Below are 21,292 nucleotides of genomic sequence, written 5' to 3' on the forward strand. Positions count from 1 at the left end.
CGCCCCCGCCGCCGACAACGAAGAACTGCTGGCCGACGCCTGCGAGACCCTGACCTCGGCCAAGGTCATGGCCAACAACTTTGCGGGGCTGCTGGACGGCCAGCACCGGCACACGGCGCAAGGCATCGCGCAACTGATCATGCTCGGCGAACTGGCGGTGAACCGGGTGCTGGACAGCCTGGAGCTGAAGGCCGACGCCGCCCTCTGACCAAACGCAAACCCCTGTGGGAGCCAGCCTGCTGGCGATAGCGGTGGGTCAGCCAACATCACATTCGGCTGACCTGCCGCTATCGCCAGCAGGCTGGCTCCCACACGGTCTGGTGGTGAACACCGGCCTCATGTCCGGGCCCTACAAATAACAATATTTCTCGTTTAACCCTAAATCGCGCCCTTCCCCTTCGTCTCTGAGCAAACGGAAATTTTCCCTCGATGACAAGGAGTCGGCTGCGATGTTCGCGCCCATTACCCGTTCCATGACCCTCACCCTGGGCCTGTGCAGTGCCGCCCTGAGCCCGGAGCTTCTGGCCGAGACCGAGGCCGAACAGCGCCCGGAAACCGACGCGCCGGCCCTGGAGCTGGCGGCCACCAGCGTCACGGCCCAGGGCCTGGGCAGCACCACCGAACATACCGGCGCCTACACCACAGGCGCCATGAGCACGGCGACGCGGCTCAACCTGTCGATCAAGGACACCCCGCAATCGATGTCGGTGGTCACCCGCCAGCAGATGGACGACTTCAAGCTCGGCACCCTGTCCGAGGCCATGAGCCAGACCACCGGCATCGTGGTGCAGCACAACGATTCCGACCGGATCAGTTATTCCTCGCGCGGCTATTCGATCAACAATTTCCAGGTCGATGGCATGCTCAACACGTTCACGTTCATGAAGTCGGACTCGGACACGATCATCTACGACCGCATCGAGGTGGTGCGCGGCGCCACCGGCCTGACCACCGGCGCGGGCGACCCGTCGGCGACCATCAACATGGTGCGCAAGCGCCCCACCGCGCAATGGCAGGCCCAGGCCGGGGTCAGCGGCGGCAGCTACGACGATTACTACAGCTACGTGGACGTGGGCGGGCCGCTGGCGTTCGACGGGCGCCTGCGCGGACGCAGCGTGCTGGCCTACCGCGACAGCCAGTCGTTCCGCGACAAATACGCGCTGCAGCGGGAGGTCGGCTACGGCATCCTCGAAGCCGACCTGACCGATTCCACCGTGCTGGCGGTCGGCTACGACTACCAGGACAAACACGTGCAAGGCACCTCCTGGGGCACCGTGCCGTACTGGAACGCCGACGGCGGCAAGGCCGGCCTGGGCCGCTCCACCAACATGGCGACGTCCTGGAGCTCCTGGCCGATCAGGGACAAGACCGCGTTCGCCACCCTCGACCAGGCGCTGGCCGACGGCTGGCACCTCAAGGCCGCCTACACCCACCGTCAGAGCGACACCGACGGCAAGGTCTACTACGGCGGCGCCGGGTTCCCCGAGGCGGACCGCAGCGGCATGACGGCCTACACCTCGCACATGCTCGGCACGCAGAAGATGACCGCCTATGACTTCAACGTCTCCGGCCCCTACACGCTGCTGGGCCGCGAACACGAACTGATGCTGGGGTACGGCGAGGCCGAACGGCGCTCCGATTCGCCCTACGCGATCGCCGGCCCCCGGGCGGACAACTACGGCACCATCCGCGACTGGAAGTACATGGACATCGCCAAGTTCCCCGACACCGTCACCGGGCTCACCGAATCCAAGGACGATACCCGGCAGAAGGCCGGCTACCTGGCCACCCGCCTGAGCCTCACCGATCGTCTGCATGCGGTGCTCGGCAGCCGCTACGGCAGTTGGGAGTCGTCCAGCACCAGCAACACCTTCGGCGACGACCTGCACGTGACGGCCGTGGACACCACCCGCCAGAAGCACAACGACCAGTGGACGCCCTACGCCGGCCTGCTCTACGACATCACGCCCGAATACACCGTGTACGTCAGCTACACCGACATCTTCAAGCCGCAGACCAACCGCGACGCCAACCGCAAATACCTGGAGCCGGTGGTGGGCAGCAACTACGAGCTGGGGCTCAAGGGCAGCCTGCTGGACGAGCGCCTGAACCTGGCCACGGCGCTGTTCTGGAGCAAGCAGGACAACGTCGCCGAGGTGGACGATTCGGTGCCGCCGGATCCGAAGACCGGCGAAGAGTTCTACAAGAGCGGCGGCAAGGGCAACAAGGTCAGCGGGTTCGAGGCGGAGGTGTCCGGCGAGGTGCTGGACGGCTGGAACCTGACCGCCGGCTACACCTACACCCACTCCGCCGACGGCGAGAAACGGCGCACCAACACCAACCAGCCGCTGAACCTGTTCCGCCTGTCCACAGCCTATCGCCTGCCGGGCAGCTGGAACGCGCTGACGGTGGGCGGCGCGGTGAACTGGCAGAGCGACATCTACGGCAAGGCCAATCGCCCCGTGGGGCGCGACGCCGACGGCGAGATCGTCACGCGCCGCACGCGGATCAGCCAGGACGCCTACACCGTGGTCAAGCTGATGTCGCGCTACGAGTTCGACCGGCACCTGTCGGCGTCGCTGAACGTCGACAACCTGTTCGACAAGAAGTACTACGACAACGTCGGCTTCTACAACGGCGTGTTCTGGGGCGACCCGCGCACGGTGACGCTGAGCCTGGACTGGAAGCTTTGACCCCAAGGTAGTTGGGCATCCCCTGTGGCGGGTTCCCTCGTCACAGGCAGCCGTTAACCCTTAGTTAATGCCTCCGGCGGACACTGCGCGCCGAGACCTCGATTCATGGACGAAAGGCTCCGACATTCACAGTGGGAGGCACCATGAACATCACCACCGCAATCCTCGCCGCACTGCTCGCCTTGGGTTCCGCCAGCGCGTTCGCCGAAGGCGGCGCCGAGCGCATGCGGCACTATTACCAGAACTTCCCGGTGCATCACGACGCCGCCGGGCAACAGGCCGACAGCAAAGCCGATGAGCTGAAGGTTCCGGACGACCAGACCGCGCAAGTGACCGAGTCCTATCGCCCCTGATGGCCCGATGATCTACCGATGACCCTGCGACGGATCCGCAGTGGACAGTTGGGCGCCTCCCGGGCGCCCTTTTTCATGCCTGCAGGTATTTGGACCAGAACAGCATCGGCCCCTGCGCCGGATCCCGCGTGCCGGTCACGAACCCGAGCTTGGCATAGGACGCCTTCGCCACGTCGTTGCCTTCGAGCACCTCAAGGGTGATCTTGCAGCAGCCGCGCTGACGGGCGATATCCTCGACCTTGCGCAGCATTTTGTGGCTCAGGCCCCTGCCGCGAAATTTCGTCATCACCGCCACGTCATGCACGTTGACCAACGGTTTGCAGGCGAACGTGGAAAACCCCTCGAAGCAATTCACCAATCCGGCCGGCTCGCCGCCGACGAACGCCAGCACGCTGAAGGCGTGGGGCCGTTTGGCCAGCTCCTCAGGCAGACGCCGCAGCAGGTCGGGCGCGAGCGACTGGCCGCCGCCCATCGGGTCTTCGGCATAGTGATTGAGCACGACACCGATGGCCTCGGCATGCACCGGATTGGTATAGCTGGCTTGAAGCACAAGAATTTCTGCGGAATCCATTTCCATCCTCGATCGCACGGGGCCCCGGCGCGCGTCTTGCGCGTTGAAAGGCCCGCAGACCATAACGTGGCGGCGGCACGGGCGACAAGACAAACATTGGCTTGCTCCCAGAGGACTGTGCAGGCGGCGTGTCAGGGAATGAATGTGTCGGTTGGCCCGACGCCATCGCTGGCAAGCCAGCTCCCACAGGTTTTGCGCTGGCCGCTGATCCTGCGAATGTCTACGATCCTTGTGGGAGCTGGCTTGCCAGCGATAGGGCCGCCACATCCGACATCCCTGGTGCCTGATTCAACGCCTTCATTGCGCAGTCAGTCGCGGTCAGCGCCCCCAGATCAGTTCCTCGGTCCAGCCCAGCTCGGCGAAGTCCTCGGCCCGCAGGGCCGACTCGCCGGCGCAGAAAAACTCGTCAAGCTGCGGCGGTTCCACAGAGGTGCCGCTGAGCATGGCATGCACCTGTCCGCGATGGTGGATCTGGTGCTCGAACAGGTGCGAGAGCAGGCGCAGGCGGGTGTCGTGCTGCGGCGTGTCCCGGGCGATGGTCACCACCCGACCCAGATCGGCGTCGCGCAGTTGCTCGCAATAGGCGATCAGGCGCCGGTCCACCTGGGCCTGCTCAAGGCGCAGGGAATGCCCTTCGGTAAACGGTTCGTCGACGGCGAAGAACGCATAGCAATCGGGATGCGGCTCATCGCCGCGCAATTCGCGCTCCAGCGCATCGACGTAGAACCCGTCGCAGGTGAGGATGTGATTGAGCGTGAGGCGGATGCTCGGGAAGAAGCTCACCCGTGGCGCCGCCAGCTCCGCGGCGTCGAGGCGGCTCCAGGCCTTGGTCAGCCGATGGTTGGCCCAGGCGTTCTGGTAAGCCATGGTCAGCAAGTGGTGGGACAGTGGCTGCGTCATCGCGCGCCCTCCTCGCTTCAGGTCTCGGCAAAGCGTTGCAGCTGCATCTCCTTAAGGCGGCTGAGGGTGCGGCGGAACGGGAATTCCAGATAGCCCTCGGTGTACAGCGCCTCCATCGGCACCTGCGCCTCGATGTACAGCGGCACCTTGCGGTCGTAGCACTCGTCCACCAGGGCGATGAAGCGGCGCACGCCGTCGTCGTGCACCGACAGCTGCGGCAACTCGCGGTCGCCGGCGGCCACCCGTTCGGCGCCATCCTCGGTGCCGCGGGCGATCCGGCCTTCGCGCTTCTTCGCGCTGAGGTTGGGCACCTCGCTCAACAGGATAGCCCGGTAGCTGTCGCACAGCGCGATGAAGTCCATGGCGGCGAACGGCTGCTCGCAAAGGTCGGCGTAACGGCACCACACCACCGACCCGCCGGCCTGCACCACCGGCAGGCTCCGGTGACCGACGGCCACCGGGCCGGCATGGCAAGCCTGCCCGGCCGTCAGTGCCTTGAACACGTCGCCCAGGGCGCTGCTCTGCCCCGGCGCGGCGACCCAGTAGCGTTGCGCGTGCGCGCCGGGGTGCAGGCGATGGTCCTCGGCGCCGTTCACCGCGACCACTTGCATGTGCGCCTGGATCGCGGCGATGGCGGGCAGGAAGCGGTCGCGGTTGAAGCCGTCGGCATACAGTTGGTCCGGCGGCAGGTTGGAGGTGCAGACCACCACCACGCCCTCATCGAACATCACCTGAAACAGCCGCCCCAGAATGATGGCGTCGCCGATGTCGTTGACGAACAGTTCGTCGAAGCACAGCACCCGCACCTCGGCCGCCAATTCCCGGGCCAGCGCCCGCAGCGGGTCGGCGATGCCGGTCAACTGGAACGAGCGCTGGTGCACCCAGCCCATGAAGTGGTGGAAGTGCTGACGCCGGGCCGGCACCCGCAGGCTCTGGTGGAAACGGTCCATGAGCCAGGTCTTGCCGCGCCCGACCGGGCCCCACAAGTAAACGCCGGTGACCGAACGGACACCGGCGTGCAAGGCCTCGTGGCACTTGTGCAGTGCGAAGACGGCATGTTCCTGGGCTTCATCCTGGATGAAACCGTCGTGTTCGATGGCGTACTGCCAGGCGCTGAGCGGAGAGTCGAATGTCATGCGCGGCAGTATGCCATGAGCGCTACAGGGAAATGTCCAGTCGGGCGATCTTGCCCTGTTCGTCGAGCCGGAACATGTAGCGCAGCGGCTGCGGGCTGCCTGGAAAGTCGCCGGACACCAGCCCGTGCACCAGCACCTTGCCGGTGCGGTGCTGCACGTCCAGCACCTCGACGCGGGGCTGGTAGCGCCGGCCGCTGTCCTCGATCCAGTGGGCGATGGCCGTAGGACCGACCTGATGGTGGCCCTCGTCGAACACGTTGGCGTTCTCGGCGAAGAAGCTCGCGATCTGCGTGGTGTCACGGGCGTTCGCTGCGTTGATGTACCCGGCGATGGCCGGGGCCAGAGTCGGATGGGACATGGTTGCAACTCCTTGTTGAGTGGTTCTGCCGCCATCCTAGAACAGCCCTGCGTCAATTCTTGTCAGGAGTGAAGCGCCGGGTTTCGTCCTGTTGCATCTGCTGCTGCCAGGTGCGCAGCAGGTCGCTGCGCCGGCCCGGATAGCGCCCGTCAGCGGCCGTGGCGGCGGCGATCCGGTCGGTGCGGAAGGTGCGGTAGGCGCCGCGCAGTTCGCACCAGGCCACCAGGATCCGCACTTCATTGAGAAAGCCCAGCGCCAGCGGCCAGATCGAGCGCTGGCTGGGCGTCTGCTGCGCGTCGGCGTAGTCGATCCGCAGTTTGCTCTGCTCGCGGATGGCTTGGCGCAGCACGCTCAGCGGCACGACGTTCTGCGGGAAGCCGTACCCCGCCGGCCCCGGCATCACGGTGGGGTTGAGCAAGGCGTCCCGGGCCTTGGGGTCGAGCACCGCCGCGATCTTGGCCAGGGCATCGGCGGCGGCCTTGCCCAGCACCTCGTCGCCGCGCTGATCGACGTAGCGCAGGCCGAGGACGATGGCTTCGGTCTCATCGGCATTGAGCATCAGCGGCGGCAGGAACAGGCCGCTGCGCAGCACGTAGCCGACGCCGGCCTCGCCGTGGATCGGCGCGCCCAGAGCGGTGAGCTCGGCGATGTCGCGGTACAGCGTACGCTCGGAGATCTCCAGCTCCGCCGCCAGCGTCGCCGCCGTCACCGGGCGCTTCTTGCCGCGCAGCACTTGCAGCAGGGTCAGTAAACGGGTGGTACGCGACACGGTGCAGGCTCCGTCCGGAAAATGGCCGAAGCTTAGCACCGGGCACTGTCAGATTCTGTCAGCAGGTCTCTGCAGTCATGCCCCACCCAAAAACCTGTGGGAGCGGGCTTGCCCGCGATGGCGGTGCATCAGGCGATGAATGTGTCGGCCGGACCGACGCCATCGCCAGCAGGCTGGCTCCCACAGGTCAGCAGGTGGCTCCCGCATGGGTTATGCGGTGTAGCCAATAATGTGGGAGCCAGCCTGCTGGCGATGGCTTCAGCCCAGGCACCTCAGGGACAAACCTGCCTCAGGCATCGACCTTATGACGGGCCGCGTAGAGGCACAGCATCTCCATGGCCAGGGTCGCCGCCGCCAGGGACGTGACTTCGGCGTGGTCATAGGCCGGCGCCACTTCCACCACGTCCATCCCCACCAGGTTGATCCCGCGCAGGCCGCCGAGGATCTCCAGCGCCTGCACCGTGCTCAGGCCGCCGCACACCGGGGTGCCGGTGCCCGGGGCGAAGGCCGGGTCGAGGCAGTCGATGTCGAAGGTCAGGTACACCGGGTTTTCGCCGACCCGCGCACGGATGGCCTCGACGATGGCCTCGCAGCCGCGCCGGTGCACCTGCCGCGCATCCAGCACCTGAAAGCCCTGAGGGTCGTCGTTGGTGGTGCGCAGGCCGATCTGCACCGAACGCGCCGGATCCACCAGCCCTTCCCGCGCCGCATGCCAGAACATGGTGCCGTGGTCGACCCGCTTGCCGCCTTCGTCCGGCCAGGTGTCGCTGTGGGCGTCGAAGTGGATCAGCGACAGCGTGCCGTGCTTGCGCGCATGGGCCTTGAGCAGCGGGTAGCTGATGAAGTGGTCGCCGCCGAAGGTGAGCATGGCGCTGCCGCTCTGAAGGATTCGCTCGGCATGGGCCTCGATGCTTTCCGGGATGGAATGCGGCGCGCCGTAATCGAAGTCGCAATCGCCGTAGTCGATCACCGCCAGATGATCGAACGGGTCGAACGTCCACGGCCAGTGGCGTTCCCAGGCGATGCCGGCGGACGCCGCGCGGATCCCCCGAGGCCCGAACCGGGCGCCCGGGCGGTTGCTGGTGGCGGTGTCGAACGGCACGCCGCTGACGGCCACGTCCACTCCGCGCAGGTCACGGCTGTAGCGCCGGCGCATGAAACTGGTGATGCCGGCGTAGGTGCTTTCGGCGGCGGTGCCGAAAAGGCTGTCGCGGGTGATGGCTTGATCGTTTTGCATCGGCACGTCCACGGTGAATCTCCTTTTTTATTGATGGCTGCGAAAAGCGGTCCACAGGCGGGTGCGCTGGCGCATGTCCTTGAGGCTCATGCTGCGGTCGGCATACAGCCGCTCACGCACACCGGGCTGCGGGTAGATGTCCGGGTCGTTGCGCACCGCCTCGTCCACCAGCGGCGTGGCGGCCTGGTTGGCGGTGGCGAAGAACAGGGTGTTGGTCAGCGCCGCCACGGACTCGGGCCGCAGCATGAATTCGATGAAGGCCCGGGCGGCCTCCGGGTGCGGCGCGTCCTTGGGGATGGCGAGGTTGTCTTGCCACACCAGCGTGCCCTCACGGGGGATGCGGTAGGCGATCTCGAACGGCTTGCCGGCCTTGCGCGCCTGGTCGGCGGCCATGCCTGCGTCTCCGTTGTAGGTCAGCGCCAGGCACACGCTGCCGTTGGCCAGGTCGTTGATCTGCCGGCCGGTGGCGACGTACAGCACCGACGGCTGCAACCGCTGCAACAGGGCTTCGGCGGCGGCCAGGTCTGCCTTGTCGCTGCTGTAGGGATCCTTGCCCAGGTAATGCAGGGCCAGGCCGATGACCTCCTGCGGCGAATCCAGGATCGCGATGCCGCAGTCCTTGAGCTTGCCGGCGTATTCCGGTTTGAACAGCAGATCCAGGCTGTTGAGCGGCGCATCCGGCAGGCGTTTCTTGACCGCCTCCACGTTCATCCCCAGACCCAGGGTGCCCCAGGTGTAGGGCACGCCGTAGCGGTTGCCGGGATCCACCGCCGCCAGTTTCTCCAGCAGATCCGGATCGAGGTTGGCGTAGCCCTTGAGCCCTTCACGGGGGATTTCCTTCAGGGCGCCCGCCGCCAGCCCGCGGGCCAGCACGGTGGAGGACGGCACGACCACGTCGTAGCCGCTGCCGCCGGTCAGAAGCTTGGTCTCCAGCACTTCAGTGGTGTCGAAGGTGTCGTAGCGCACATGAATGCCGGTTTCCTGCTCGAAGCGCTGCAAGGTCTGCGGCGCCACGTAATCGGCCCAGCTGTAGAGGTTGAGGGTCTTGTCCTCGGCGTGGGCCGTGAACACAGCAGAGATCAACAGCGCGGGCAAGCCCAGTTTGAACACAGAAGCCATGACGAACACCTGACCGAGGGGAGTGGTGGCAGGATGCGCCGGCGGATACATTACAAAAATCTCAAGTTCGTTAACCTGACATTAGCCGGAGACAATGTGATGCTCGGTCAACTCCACGACGTGGATCTGCAACTGCTGCGCCTGTTCGTCGGCGTGGTCGAATGCAACGGTTTCAGTGCCGCCCAAGGGGAACTGGGCTTGAGCCAGTCCAGCATCAGCCAGCAGATGGCCAAGCTTGAGACGCGCCTGGGCTACCGGGTGTGCAACCGCGGCAAGGCCGGCTTCAGCCTGACGCCCAAGGGCGAACGGTTGCTGGCCGCGACCCGTGCGCTGTTCCAGTCCATCGAAGCGTTCCGTCATGAGTCCAACGGCGTGGCCGGGCGCCTGATCGGCGAGGTGCGCCTGGGGCTGTCCGAAGCGGTGGACCACTCGGTGCTGCAACGGGTGGCTGATGCGATCCGGCGCTTTCGCGCGCGGGACGAGGCGGTGCGCATCGAGCTGATCAGCGCCATGCCGGGGGAAATGGAGCGCCTGCTGCTGCAGCAGCGGCTGGACCTGGCCATCGGTTACTTTTCCCAGGTGCAGACTGCGTTCGACTACCGCGAACTGTTCCATGAGACCCAACACCTGTACTGCGCCCCCGGCCATCCGCTGTTCACCGACGACGCACCGGACGACGCGGCGCTGCAGGCCTGCGACCGGGTCGACCATCCGTACCGGTTCCTGCGCAGCGACGAGCCGTTCCAGGGCCAGGTCTGCTCGGCGCGCTCGGAACAGGTCGAAGGCACGCTGGCGTTTATCCTGTCGGGCAAGCACGTCGGCTACCTGCCGAGCCATTACGCCCGCCAATGGGTGGACAAAGGCCTGCTGCGACCGGTGCGCGAAGGCGGATTAAGCTTTGAGGTGGCGTTTCACCTGGCCCGGCACCGGGCCCAGGTGCCGGGGGACGCGCAGAAGGCGTTCGAGGAGGATCTGTTGGCGGCGTTTGCCTGAGGGCCGCGTAAAACCTGACCTTTCAGGCAATTTTATTGCGTTGCCCTCACCGCTCGCTTCCGGCATCCTGCGCACCCATTTTCTGACCCGGCTGCGCCTTGCGGCGCGCACACCACCATGACCGTCTCCGAAAAAGCCCCGCGCAACAACGACCTGATCTACGGCCTCAACGACCGTCCGGACTTCACCGCCACGGTGTTCGCCGCCCTGCAGCACGTGCTGGCCAGCTTCGTCGGCATCATCACCCCGACCCTGATCATGGGCAGCGCCCTGGGCCTGCACAGCGAAATCCCTTACCTGATCAGCATGGCGCTGTTCGTCTCCGGCCTCGGCACCTTCGTCCAGGCCCGGCGCTTCGGCCCGGTGGGCTCGGGGCTGCTGTGCCTGCAAGGCACCAGTTTTTCCTTCATCAGCGTGATCCTCAGCGCAGGTTTCATGGTCAAGGCCCGGGGCGGCGGCACCGACGAGATCCTGTCGACGATCTTCGGCGTTTGCTTCTTCGCGGCGTTCATCGAAGTGGTGCTGAGCCAGTTCATCGGCAAGCTGCGCATGCTGATCACCCCGGTGGTCACCGGCACCATCATCACCCTGATGGGCCTGTCGCTGATCAAGGTGGCGATGACCGACATCGCCGGCGGCTTCGGCGCACCGGACCTGGGGGCGGCCAGCCATGTGTTCCTGGCCGCGCTGGTGCTGGGCACCATCGTGGTGCTGAACCGGGTCGATGTGCCGTTCCTGCGCCTGGGCGCCATCGTCATCGGCCTGACCCTCGGCTACGTGGTGGCGTGGCTGACGGGCCAGGTGGATTTCGCCAACCTGCCGCAGGTGCCGGCGGTCAGCATTCCCGTGCCGTTCAAGTACGGCTTCAACTTCGACTGGGTGGCGTTCGTGCCGGTGGCGGTGATTTTCCTGGTGTCGCCGCTGGAGGCCGCCGGCGACCTGACGGCCAACTCGATGATCTCGCGCCAGCCGGTCAAGGGTCCGCTGTACATCCGCAGGATCAAGTCGGGGCTGCTTGCCGACGGCCTCAACTCGGCCATGGCGGCGGTGTTCAACAGCATGCCGATGGTGACCTTCGCCCAGAACAACGGGGTGATCCAGCTCACCGGCGTGGCCAGCCGCTACGTGGCGTTCTTCATCGCCGGTCTGCTGGTGCTGCTGGGCCTGTTCCCGATGATCGGCGCAGTGCTGCAACTGATGCCCAAGCCCGTGTTGGGCGGCGCCGAGCTGGTGATGTTCGGCACCGTGGCCGTGGCCGGGATCAAGATCCTCGCCGAGGCCGGGCTGCACCGGCGCAACATGCTGATCGTGGCCATCTCGGTGGGCATGGGCCTGGGCATCGCCGCCGTGCCGGAAGTGCTGCGCGAACTGCCGCAGGCCCTGCGCAACATCTTCGAGTCGCCGATCACCGTCGGCGCCCTGTGCGCCATCGTGCTGAACATTTTCCTGCCGGAAGAATTCATCGAACTGGAAGAGGACGACTTCGACCCGGAGGCGTCTATCCTGCAGGTCATGGAAAACCCGGAAATGCCGGCCAAGGCTGAACCTGCACAGCCGCCTGCGGTCGCACCGTTGAACCGCTGAGGCGGCCCGCCGCACAATCAAAGGGCCGGACCGTTGGCGGTCCGGCCCTTTTTCTTCATCGAGAGAACGCCCCATGCGCCGTCTCCCCGCCCTGCTGCTGTCCCTGCTTGTGCTGTCCCTCAGCGCCTGTGCGCTGTTCCCTTCCCGCGACCCGGTGAACATCAACGTGGTCGGCCTCGAACCGCTGCCCAGCCAGGATCTGGAAATGCGCTTCGCCCTCAAGCTGCGGGTGCAGAACCCCAACGAGACCGCCATCGACTACAACGGCATCGCGCTGGATCTTGAGGTCAACGGCCGTCCGCTGGCCTCGGGGGTGAGCGACCAGTCCGGCTCGATCCCGCGCTTCTCCGAGGCGGTGGTCAGCGTGCCGGTGAGCGTTTCGGCGTTCTCGGTGCTGCGCCAGACCCTGGGCCTGAGCCAGACCCAGAACCTCGACAACCTGCCTTACGTGCTGCGGGGCAAACTGGCGGGCGGCGCGTTCGGCACGATGCGCTTCACCGACCGCGGCAAGCTCAGCCTGCCCAGGGCCAGCGCTGCCACCTGGTGACGCTGGCCGGGTTCTGCGCCGATCCGGCTGACGCCATCGCCAGCAAGCTGGCTCCCACAGGGGTTCAGGGTGAACGCAAAATCTGTGGTCACCGCCAATCATTGTGGGAGCCAGCTAGTCGGATTCTGCGCCGATCCGGCTGACGCCATCGCCAGCAGGCTGGCTCCCACAGGGATTCAAGGTGAGCGCAGAATCTGTGGTCACCGCATAACAGTGTGGGAGCCAGCCTGCTGGCGATGGCGTCAGTGCAGGCACCGCAGGGCTTGCGGATCAGGCGATAAAGCGCACTCCGGGCTTGGCCCGCTCATCCACGCTCAACTCGAACACGTCCGGCCGCGCATAGTGACCCACCACGTCGTAGTCGTAACGGGCGCGCACCAGCTCGTCGGTATCGATCTCGGCGGTCAGCAGCCCTGCCCCGCCTTTCAGCGGGCCGGCCAGCACATCGCCCATCGGCCCGACGATCACGCTGCCGCCGGCGATCAGCGGACGGTCCGCCGGCCAGTTGGCGACCTCGACGCCCAACTCGTTCGGCGAAGCCTGCACCTGGCACGCGCTGACCACAAAGCAGCGCCCCTCATGGGCGATGTGGCGCATGCTCACTTGCCACATGTCGCGCTCGTCCACCGTCGGCGCACACCACACTTCAATGCCTTTGGCGTACATGGCCGTGCGCAGCAGCGGCATCATGTTTTCCCAGCAGATCACCGCGCCCAGTTTGCCGACCTGGCTGTCGAGCACCGGCAGCGTCGAGCCGTCGCCCTTGCCCCAGATCAGGCGTTCGGTGCCGGTGGGCATCAGTTTGCGGTGCTTGGCCGCAAGGCCCGCCTGAGGGTCGAAATGCAGCGCGGTGCAGTACAGGGTGCTGCCGGCACGCTCGATCACGCCGATCACCAGGTTCGCCCCGGTGCGCGCCGACAGGCCCGCCAGCGCCTCGGTCTCAGCGCCAGGCACATCGATGGCATTGTCGAAGTAGCGGGCATAGGCCTCGCGCCCTTCCGGCAGCCGATAGCCCAGTTGCGTGCCGAAACCTTCGCCTTTCGGGTAGCCACCGAGCAGCGCTTCGGGCATCACCACCAGCGCGGCGCCGGACTCCACGATGGCCGCCTCCCAGCTCAGGATCTGTTCCAGGGTTTCGCCTTTGCCGCCGGGCAAGGCGCCGATTTGCAGCGCGGCAACGATGGATTTGGGCATTGCGTTCACTCCGTGAGGATCAGGTGTTGCCGATTCTCCGGCCGCACGGGATCATGAATAAAGCCCTGCCCGCTGCTGAATGATATGAGCCACATGAATATCGCGACCCTCGACCTCAACCTGCTGAAAACCTTCGAAGCCCTCCACGAAGAGTCCAGCGCCAGCCGCGCCGCCCTGCGCCTGGGCGTGACCCAGTCGGCGGTCAGCGCGGCGCTGCGGCGTTTGCGCGAGGTGTACGGGGATCAATTGTTCGTTCGCACCGGCCGGGGCCTGGCGCCGACGCTCAAGGCCAATCAGCTGAAGCCGGTGGTCAGCGATGCGTTGAACAAATGCCGGCAAAGCCTGGCGATGGTCGACCCGGCCGCCGATCAATACGACGGCCGCTCGGTGATCATCGGGCTGTCGGACGATTTCGAGATCGCCTACGGCCGGCGGCTGATCGACGCGATCGCCGACGCTGCGCCGAAACTGCGGGTGATCTTCCGCCAGACCCACAGCCAGATCGTCGCCCGCGCCCTGATGGAGCGCAGCCTCGACCTGGCGATCACCGCCGGCGGGTTTGCCGAGCGGCTGCTCAGCCGTCAGGTGCTGGGTGAAGGGGGGTATGCCTGTCTGGCGGATCCGGCGAGCCTGGCGCCCGGCCAGGGGCAGATCGGTCTGGAGGAGTTTGTCGCCCGCGAGCACCTGCTGGTGTCCTCGGGCGGCTTCATCGGCATCACCGACGAAGGGTTGGCGGCGCTGGGGCTGAGCCGCCGGGTAGGCGCCTCGACCACTCATTTCGCCGCGTTGCCGCACCTGCTCAAGGGCAGCGGCGCCGTGGCGACGATCCCGGCTCATGCCGCCGAGGCCATCGCGTCGCTGAGCGGCCTGGCGCTGCTGCCCTGCCCCCTGGCGCTGCCGCGTTACCCGGTGGAGCTGGGCTGGCGCACCAGCCCCCAGACCGATCCGGTGGTGCTGAAGGTGCGCGAGGCGATCATCGCCTGTTTCGCCAACGCGTGACGGCGGGTTACTTGTTCGCCGCCATCAGCCGGTTGACTTCGCTGCGCACCATGTTGGAGTACTCCGGCGGCGACATGCCGTCCAGCTCCGACCGCACCCACTCGGCCCATTTGCCTTTGCGCTTGGCCCGCTCGCCGAACAGACGCGCGGCTTCGCCCTTGGCCTTGCCCAGGTTGGTCTTCCAGAGTTCGAACAGTCGGGATTTCTCGTCTTCCAGCGCGGCGCGCTCTGCGAGGGATTTGTCGGCCAGATTGAAACTCATCGGAAATTACCTGCTGCATGAAATGGCGACATCTTACACGCTGGACGGAATTCTCCGGCGGCGGTTTTTCTGCCGCAGATGAAATCGCTGCAACTTTTCAGTTTGCGCCACACTCCATTGATCACTGTCCATTCACCTGCAAGGAGTCACCCAATGGCCCGTAGAACCGCCGCGCACACCGCCGAAGACCAGATCAAGGATCAAGCCTTCAGCGACCTTCAGGCCCTGATCGAAGAATCGGAAAAACTGCTCAAGAGCAGCGCCGCGCTGGTCGGCGAAGAAGCGGAGACCCTGCGCGGGCAGATCGCCCAGAAGTTGCAGCAGGCGCGGGACTCGGTCACGAACGTGCGTGCCCGCACGCAACCGGCGGTCGAAGCCACCCAGAACTACATCGGCGGGCATCCGTGGCAGACCGTGGCGATCTCCGCCGGGTTCGGCCTGGTGGTGGGCCTGCTGCTCGGCCGTCGCTGAATAAGTGGCCAGGGAGCGTGCTCCCTGGCCACCGTCCGTTCAAAGGCCTGCCAATTCGCGCAACTGCGCCATTGTCGCGCCGTCCAGCACAATCCCCTCGCTCAGCGACCGCGCCCGCTGAAGGTGCCGGCGATCGCCCGGCAAACGCTTGAGCCCCACCCCGTGCATCTGCCGCACCAGTTCCTGGCTGCGCTCAGCGAAGCTCTGCCCCGCCGCCTTGCTGGGGTCGATGACGATCAGCAGTTGACCGGTCCACGGGGTTTTCGCGCCCGGATGGTTCGACCAGTCGAACTCGAAGGAAAAGTTTCCGCCGGTCAGCGCCGCCGCCAGCAACTCGACCATCATCGACAGCGCCGAGCCCTTGTGCCCGCCGAACGGCAGCAGCGCGCCGCCGCCCAGGATCGCCTTCGGATCCTGGGTCGGCTGCCCGAGGCTGTCCACGCCCATGCCCGCCGGCAGCTTCTCGCCCTGGCGCGCGGCGATCTGCACGTCGCCATGGGCGATGGCGCTGGTGGCCAGGTCGAACACGATGGGCGCGCCGTCGGCCCGGGGCGCGGCGAACGCGATCGGGTTGGTGCCGAACAGCGGCCGGTCGGCGCCATGGGGCACCACGCAGGTCATACTGTTGACCACGCTCAAGGCCACCAGACCTTCTTCGGCGAACGGCTCGACATCCGGCCACAGCGCCGCGAAATGATGGGAGTTGCGGATGGCCAGCACCGCGATGCCGGCCGAGCGGGCCTTTTCCACCAGCAACGGCCGGGCGGCGGCCAGCGCCGGCTGGGCGAAGCCGTTGCCGGCATCGACCCGCACGAAGCCGGACGCCACGTCCTCGACCTGGGGCACGGCCCGGCCGTCGACCCAGCCGCTGCTGAGCGTCGAGACGTAACCGGGCATGCGGAACACGCCATGGCTGTGGGCGCCGTCCCGTTCGGCGCCGGCGCAGTTGGCGGCCAGGGTCCGGGCCACTTCGGCCGAGGTGCCGTGACGCACGAAGATGGTTTCGAGCAAATGAGTCAGTTCATCGAGGGACAGGGTGGACGAGACAGCAGGATCGTGTGGCGCAGACATCTGAAGCTCCAGAGTAATTATTGGAGGGAACGACAGCGTTCGGACAACTCGCCCGCCGATTAACCATGCCCCGACGACAGGCTGTCAACCCTTGCGTGGAACGACCGCTGTCTCGGCGGCGTATATAACGGTGTACCACCTGCAACGCGACACGGCACCTAACCTTGACGCTCCATTCACGGCGCCCGCGCCCCGATCGAGTGTCAACGATGACCGCTTCCCCCGCACCGCTGCTGTTTTCCCAGATCCTGGAAACCCCTTCCCTTTGGAAAGAGCTCGGCACGCCGCTCGGGCTGTCCGAAAATGACCTGAAATGGCTGTGCCATGTGGAGTTGGCCAGCCATGAGCGCCGCAGCCGGGAAAGCTCGCCGATGTTCGCTTACCGCATCATGCTCAAGGCCAAAGACGCCCCGGCGGTGCCGCTGGCCGGAAGCTTTGCCTTGGACGGCACGCCTGACGACGCTGCCGCCGTGCTTTACACACCCTTGGGCGGCGTGCGCAAGTTCTTCGATCTGAATGCCCTCACCCTCCACCTGAACGACTACATCCAAACGGCCAAGGAGGACGATCCGCTGCTCGCGCTGATGTCACTCGCGCAACGCAAGCGCCTGGTCTCCGGGCAGCCAGTGCAAGTCTCCTACGCCCTGATCAACGGCGACATCTTCGATGACCAGCGCACGGTGATCGAGCAAGGCCCGGCAGACAACGCCAAGGCCATGCTGGATGAACTGCTGCGGCTCCCCACGCTGGCGGATGCGATACAGGACATGTTCGCCGAGCGGTTGCGGACAGTGTTTCCGGGCATCGACCAGCGCCTGACCCGCGTAAGCTTCCCGGGCGCCCGCTGGCCGGCGCCGATGCCCCTGAGCGAAGCCGCGCTCCTGGTCTATTGTCATCCGCTGGAGCCTGACGCCCAGGTGCGCTTCACCCACCCGTCTCAAGCCTCTGACGCCACGTCGGCGAAAGCCTGGGAGCAATCGCTGACGCAAATCGCCGGCATGCTGCTGCCGCTGCTGTTCGATCGCATGGAGCGATATTGGGACGAGCCTTCGGCAGACGGTCACTCGCGCCGTGAATACTTCGCCCGCGCCTTGGCGCAGCAGGCCTTCAACGACCTTGTGCTCAAGCGGGAGGCCCGCATCATCGACGACGTGCAATTCACGGATCTGCTGCGCTGGATCCGGCCCGACACGGCCATCGGCCCCTCCCGCAGCGTCGCGCTGGAGACCGTACGGTTGTGGGAGAACCCGGCCAGACCGGTGGAACTGGCCGGATCGTTGATGACCAGCCGGACCGAGGCGTTCCTGTATACGCCTTCCCAGGGCCTGCAGGTGCTGAAGGACCATGCGGATCTGAAGGATACGCTGCTGGCCAAGTTCAAGGCCGCCGGGCACGAGGATGAGCTCTACGGGTTATTGAGCCTGGAGGAGCGCCAGCGCTTCCTGGGCTTCAAGTACCCGACGGTTTCCGGAGACGTCATCGCCGGGGACATTTTCAAGGTGCTGTTCGAGGCCATCATCACCAAGCAACGGCAGAACCTCGAATACATCCTGCAGGTGTACCGCCACAGCGACGGCACAGTGAATCTGGAGGCCCTTTACGACAAGGCCCTGGATATCCGCTCAATGGTCGACGAGAGACTCATGGGCCTCGATCCCCGAGGCCGCTGGAGCACCCGGCCGGTCTTGACGGGCAGCCTGCAACCGTCGCAAGTGTTGGCGGATCGGGCGAAGGCCGAGGCCAAGAAGTTCGCCAGCGTGCAGATACCCATCGCCCGGGAGTTTTCCCGTCAGCCACTTTATCCCGCGCAAGATCAGCAGAGCTATCTGCTCGACATGGTGCCGCGGCTCGCCCACGCCCTGTTCGTCGGCCTCAGCGGGGAGGCCTATCTCGCGACCCTCACGGGCAACTTGACGCACCAGGATGAGGAGATCGTCAAAGCGGTGTTCAACGCTGAGCACCCGAACCGGCGCACCCGTCGCGCGGTTGGCGGTTTCAGGCCGGACGCCTACCGCCTGACCCTGCAATACGCCGATGCGATGCACACCGTGCCGCTGGCCAACTGCATCCTGCTGACCGAACGCGGCGGACTCGACGCACAACACTCGGGCCATGCCCTGCTGTGGACGCCGGCCCTGGGCCTGGAAGTGTTCGACACACTCGACCAGGCCAAGGCGACGCTGAGTCAACGTCTGCAGGACAGCAGCGCACGTCTGACCCTGCTGGAAAACCTCGCGCCGTCCGCCGACCGCTTCCACCGTGACTTCATACTCGGCCCGCTACGGTTGATCGACGGCGACGTGCGGCAAGACCGGGCCGAATCGTCCCTCGACCGGTTCATGGAAGAATGCACCTATTGGCGCGAGCTCAAACCGAAAGCCGCCTCACTGCAGCGCGCCCTGCAGACGCTGGCCGGCTCCCAGCCCCACACGAACCTGCAACGGGCGGCTGCGCTGGCCCGTGCCATCGCCCTGCAACAGACCTTGCCGGCCTGGTTGGGCATGGCTGCCGTCGAGGATCAGCGACTGCAGATCGAACTGCTCGAACAACTGAGGATCCTGGACAACGAAGACTATCTGCACGGACTGCCGTCCTTGACCGACCAGGTGCGCGAAACCCTCAACCGGTTGCTGGCGCGCCGCTTCCCCGGCGCTGGGCTCAATCCGGACGAGATCGAAATCGCCCCGGTGCTGGCATTGGCCGGGCCGGCGTGCAGCCTGACGGAATATGCCCTGCGACATGTCGACGAAACGCAAGGCGACTTCACGGTTGCCCTGCGCTCACTCGAATCTGTGCCGGCCGGCCTGAACCGCCAAGCCATCCGGCAACTGTTGCTCTCGCTCGAGATCCCCGCCACGTTTGCCAGGCAGGTGAGCGAAGCGTTGTCGACCGATGCGTCAGGCGTGCGCAAGCAACACTTCGCCCGGCAAGTGTCCTGGCAATTGCTTCAGCACGCCCATGCGCTGAAATTGCAGCAATACCTTTCTGCCGTCGCCTTCGACCTCGTGCATCAAGTGCTGGACATGCCGGATGCGGTCGCCCGGAGCCTCGTCCAGGGCGCACATGCCCTGGTGCGCCCGCTGGAGCTGGTCAAGACCGCCGGCGCCGAGCCGGTACAGGCGCTGGGCCTTTACCTGATCGGTCCGCCCCGCGCAATCGCCGGGCCGCAGGTGCTGTATGCGCCTTACCATGCCGAACAGGTGTTTCGCGAGTTCGCCGACGAAGCGGCTGTCATCGCCGCGTTCAACGTGCCCGGCACACTGCAGGATATGCTGGTACGACGCCTGCCCGAGGCCCAGCGATCAGTGTTCGCTTCACTGTTCAAGGACAGTGCCGGACAGACCAGCGAGATGTCCCTGGCTTTCAGCCCCATCGGCGGTAACCTGCTGGATCGGCTGTTCACCGACAACATCCTGCTGCTGGAGCGCTTGATCGCCGGGCGGTCGCTGACCGGCGCACTGCCGGACTGGGAAACCGTCAAACGAATGTTCGGGAAAACCGTCAACCTCCTCGCCATGCTGCTGCCCGGCAAGATCGGCGCCATACCGTTCCTGTGGCAAAGCCTCAAGGATCTGCGACACTCCGTCGAGGCGCTGGAGCACCACCATTGGAAACAAGCGCTGGGCGACATCATCAACGCGGCCGCGCAACTGGTCGTTTTGAGACGCTTGCGCCTGAAATCGCTGTTCGGCCTCCAAGAGGCCGCCGCTGCGGAACCTGCGCCGGCCCTGCCCGATCCGCAGTGGGACAAGATCAGGTCGACGGCGCCGGCCCGTACCTGCCTGAAGGCATTCGAGGCGCCCATGGTGTCCTTGCAGAACCTCAAGCACGACAGGGTCAGCGGCACCTTTGCGGATCCGACGAGCGTGAAGCGCTACGCGGCGGTGGCCGGCAAGGTGTACCGCGCCGCCCGGGCAGGAATGGGATGGCGTCTCATCGATGACACCCAGGAGGGCCCGGCACTGGAAAGGACGAAATCCGGACAGTGGGCGATCGATCCGAACCAGCATACCGTCCATTACGGCAAGGCCATGTCGAGACTGCTTGACCGGTACGCGAGCAAGCGCGAAGTCGGGCTCAAGATGAACGTCGAAGCCCAGGGCATGGAGCAGATTCGCGCCTGCCATCCGGAAAAGGCCCGCGCGTTGATGCAGGCGGTGTATCTGGCCCGCCACTACGCCTTCAACAGCCTGCACAACCTGGCCCAGTTCAAAACACTGGCGTCCGCCCCCCGGCTCGATCGGTTTCTCAAGGAATTCTTCGACCTCAACACCATTGGCACCGATCTGATGGAAAAGATCGCCAATGCCGTTAAGCCGGTCTGCCGGGCGCTGGTGGAGCCGACCGACGACCTGCTCGACACTGAACGTTTCGTCATCGGATCCAGCCGACACGCGGAGGAAAACGTGATTGCATTCGTGGTCGATGTCGATCACCGCAATCGAATTCACTTCACCGAGCACTTCTTCAACCAGGAACTGGACTGTTACAAGTCGGGCCTGACTCAGCCGTTCGACGTCGACTGCCACGCGCAAGCCGCAACGCTGCTCCATGAGCTGGCCCATCAGGTCAGCGGCGCCGTGGATATCGCGTCGCTCGAAGCGCGACGACCGTTCTCGGACCTGATCGCCACCATTACCCACGCAGGGAAGAAAATGCACAAGGATCAGGTGGCGTTTCAGCGTAAAGCCCTGTCCCGCGCCACCCCCAGGGAGCAGTTGTTCACCCGCTGGGAGGATGAAGACAGCGCCTGGATCGACATGGATCAGGAAACGGCCACCAAGCATGTGGCCAAGGCCGTGCTCGCCGCCACATCGAGCCGCACGCTGGATGAGGCACGCACCGCGTTCCTTCACCCGACCAACCCCGTGCCGCGCATCGACACGATCTTGCGCAATGCCGACTCGATCGCCTTCCTCATCTGCGAGATGGGCCGCCAACTGGATCCCGTCCCCCAGCGTCCGGCCGGCCCGGTCTGACGAACGTACGTGCAAACGCGCAGCCCCCCCGAACCTGCGCGTTTTCTGTGATGAGC

General features: G+C 65.7%; 19 protein-coding genes. 9 read left to right on the forward strand and 10 right to left on the reverse strand.

The window, feature by feature from the left end; genetic code table 11:
- From CAG41_RS24440 to CAG41_RS24450, 3 genes are all read left to right on the forward strand, one after another.
- The coding region (locus CAG41_RS24440; protein ID WP_256575715.1) for a DUF6124 family protein at positions 1–208 on the forward strand (208 nt) is incomplete at its 5' end.
- 241 nt (positions 209–449) lie between these two features.
- The gene (locus tag CAG41_RS24445) at positions 450–2,693 is read left to right on the forward strand and encodes a TonB-dependent siderophore receptor (protein ID WP_085707561.1); all 2,244 of its coding nucleotides are present in this window, start codon (positions 450–452) and stop codon (positions 2,691–2,693) included.
- Between the two features lie 143 nt (positions 2,694–2,836).
- Positions 2,837–3,046, forward strand: a complete 210-nt coding sequence (locus tag CAG41_RS24450; protein ID WP_085586024.1) for a hypothetical protein — start codon at positions 2,837–2,839, stop codon at positions 3,044–3,046.
- Positions 3,047–3,119: 73 nt separating this feature from the next.
- Here the strand turns inward: CAG41_RS24450 and CAG41_RS24455 are convergent, their stop codons facing one another.
- From CAG41_RS24455 to CAG41_RS24485, 7 genes are all read right to left on the reverse strand, one after another.
- Positions 3,120–3,617: a GNAT family N-acetyltransferase gene (locus tag CAG41_RS24455; protein ID WP_085586026.1), complete on the reverse strand. Its 498-nt coding sequence runs from the start codon at positions 3,615–3,617 to the stop codon at positions 3,120–3,122.
- A 318-nt stretch (positions 3,618–3,935) separates the two neighbouring features.
- Entirely contained in the window at positions 3,936–4,517 is a 582-nt protein-coding gene (locus CAG41_RS24460) for a DinB family protein (protein ID WP_085707562.1), read from the reverse strand.
- Positions 4,518–4,534: 17 nt separating this feature from the next.
- A complete protein-coding gene (gene zapE / locus CAG41_RS24465) occupies positions 4,535–5,653 on the reverse strand; it encodes a cell division protein ZapE (protein WP_085586030.1) in 1,119 nt (372 codons plus the stop codon).
- A 22-nt stretch (positions 5,654–5,675) separates the two neighbouring features.
- Positions 5,676–6,011 carry a nuclear transport factor 2 family protein gene (locus CAG41_RS24470; RefSeq protein WP_085586032.1) on the reverse strand — a complete coding sequence of 112 codons (336 nt, stop codon included), beginning with the start codon at positions 6,009–6,011 and terminating at the stop codon, positions 5,676–5,678.
- Between the two features lie 52 nt (positions 6,012–6,063).
- Positions 6,064–6,780 (reverse strand): YafY family protein, encoded by a 717-nt coding sequence (locus tag CAG41_RS24475; protein WP_085633209.1) that lies wholly within the window; start codon positions 6,778–6,780, stop codon positions 6,064–6,066.
- 289 nt (positions 6,781–7,069) lie between these two features.
- Positions 7,070–8,029 (reverse strand): agmatinase, encoded by a 960-nt coding sequence (gene speB / locus CAG41_RS24480; RefSeq protein ID WP_085633207.1) that lies wholly within the window; start codon positions 8,027–8,029, stop codon positions 7,070–7,072.
- Between the two features lie 15 nt (positions 8,030–8,044).
- Positions 8,045–9,136, reverse strand: coding sequence for an extracellular solute-binding protein (locus CAG41_RS24485; protein WP_085586202.1), 1,092 nt, complete (start codon positions 9,134–9,136; stop codon positions 8,045–8,047).
- Between the two features lie 99 nt (positions 9,137–9,235).
- Between CAG41_RS24485 and CAG41_RS24490 the strand changes: the two genes are divergently transcribed.
- From CAG41_RS24490 to CAG41_RS24500, 3 genes are all read left to right on the forward strand, one after another.
- The gene (locus tag CAG41_RS24490; protein WP_085656964.1) at positions 9,236–10,129 is read left to right on the forward strand and encodes a LysR family transcriptional regulator; all 894 of its coding nucleotides are present in this window, start codon (positions 9,236–9,238) and stop codon (positions 10,127–10,129) included.
- A gap of 117 nt (positions 10,130–10,246) precedes the next feature.
- Positions 10,247–11,713 (forward strand): nucleobase:cation symporter-2 family protein, encoded by a 1,467-nt coding sequence (locus CAG41_RS24495; RefSeq protein ID WP_085586040.1) that lies wholly within the window; start codon positions 10,247–10,249, stop codon positions 11,711–11,713.
- A gap of 73 nt (positions 11,714–11,786) precedes the next feature.
- On the forward strand, positions 11,787–12,260 hold the full coding sequence (locus CAG41_RS24500; RefSeq protein ID WP_085633203.1) for an LEA type 2 family protein: 474 nt from the start codon (positions 11,787–11,789) through the stop codon (positions 12,258–12,260).
- 270 nt (positions 12,261–12,530) lie between these two features.
- On the opposite strand, the gene CAG41_RS24505 is transcribed toward CAG41_RS24500, so the two are convergent.
- Complete coding sequence (locus CAG41_RS24505; protein WP_085586044.1) at positions 12,531–13,454, reverse strand: carbon-nitrogen hydrolase family protein; 924 nt, start codon at positions 13,452–13,454, stop codon at positions 12,531–12,533.
- An 84-nt stretch (positions 13,455–13,538) separates the two neighbouring features.
- On the opposite strand from CAG41_RS24505, the gene CAG41_RS24510 reads away from it, so the two are divergent.
- On the forward strand, positions 13,539–14,453 hold the full coding sequence (locus CAG41_RS24510; RefSeq protein WP_085586046.1) for a LysR family transcriptional regulator: 915 nt from the start codon (positions 13,539–13,541) through the stop codon (positions 14,451–14,453).
- 7 nt (positions 14,454–14,460) lie between these two features.
- On the opposite strand, the gene CAG41_RS24515 is transcribed toward CAG41_RS24510, so the two are convergent.
- A complete protein-coding gene (locus tag CAG41_RS24515; RefSeq protein ID WP_085586048.1) occupies positions 14,461–14,715 on the reverse strand; it encodes a hypothetical protein in 255 nt (84 codons plus the stop codon).
- A gap of 153 nt (positions 14,716–14,868) precedes the next feature.
- On the opposite strand from CAG41_RS24515, the gene CAG41_RS24520 reads away from it, so the two are divergent.
- Positions 14,869–15,186, forward strand: a complete 318-nt coding sequence (locus tag CAG41_RS24520) for a YqjD family protein (RefSeq protein ID WP_085586050.1) — start codon at positions 14,869–14,871, stop codon at positions 15,184–15,186.
- A gap of 39 nt (positions 15,187–15,225) precedes the next feature.
- Here the strand turns inward: CAG41_RS24520 and CAG41_RS24525 are convergent, their stop codons facing one another.
- Positions 15,226–16,257, reverse strand: a complete 1,032-nt coding sequence (locus tag CAG41_RS24525) for an Ldh family oxidoreductase (RefSeq protein WP_085707563.1) — start codon at positions 16,255–16,257, stop codon at positions 15,226–15,228.
- Between the two features lie 416 nt (positions 16,258–16,673).
- Here CAG41_RS24525 and CAG41_RS24530 point away from each other — a divergent pair, with 416 nt between their 5' ends.
- The gene (locus CAG41_RS24530; RefSeq protein ID WP_371917487.1) at positions 16,674–21,236 is read left to right on the forward strand and encodes a hypothetical protein; all 4,563 of its coding nucleotides are present in this window, start codon (positions 16,674–16,676) and stop codon (positions 21,234–21,236) included.
- Positions 21,237–21,292 lie beyond the last annotated feature (56 nt).

Origin of the sequence: Pseudomonas sp. B35(2017), assembly GCF_002113645.1 — a bacterium.
Lineage (GTDB): Bacteria > Pseudomonadota > Gammaproteobacteria > Pseudomonadales > Pseudomonadaceae > Aquipseudomonas > Aquipseudomonas ekonensis.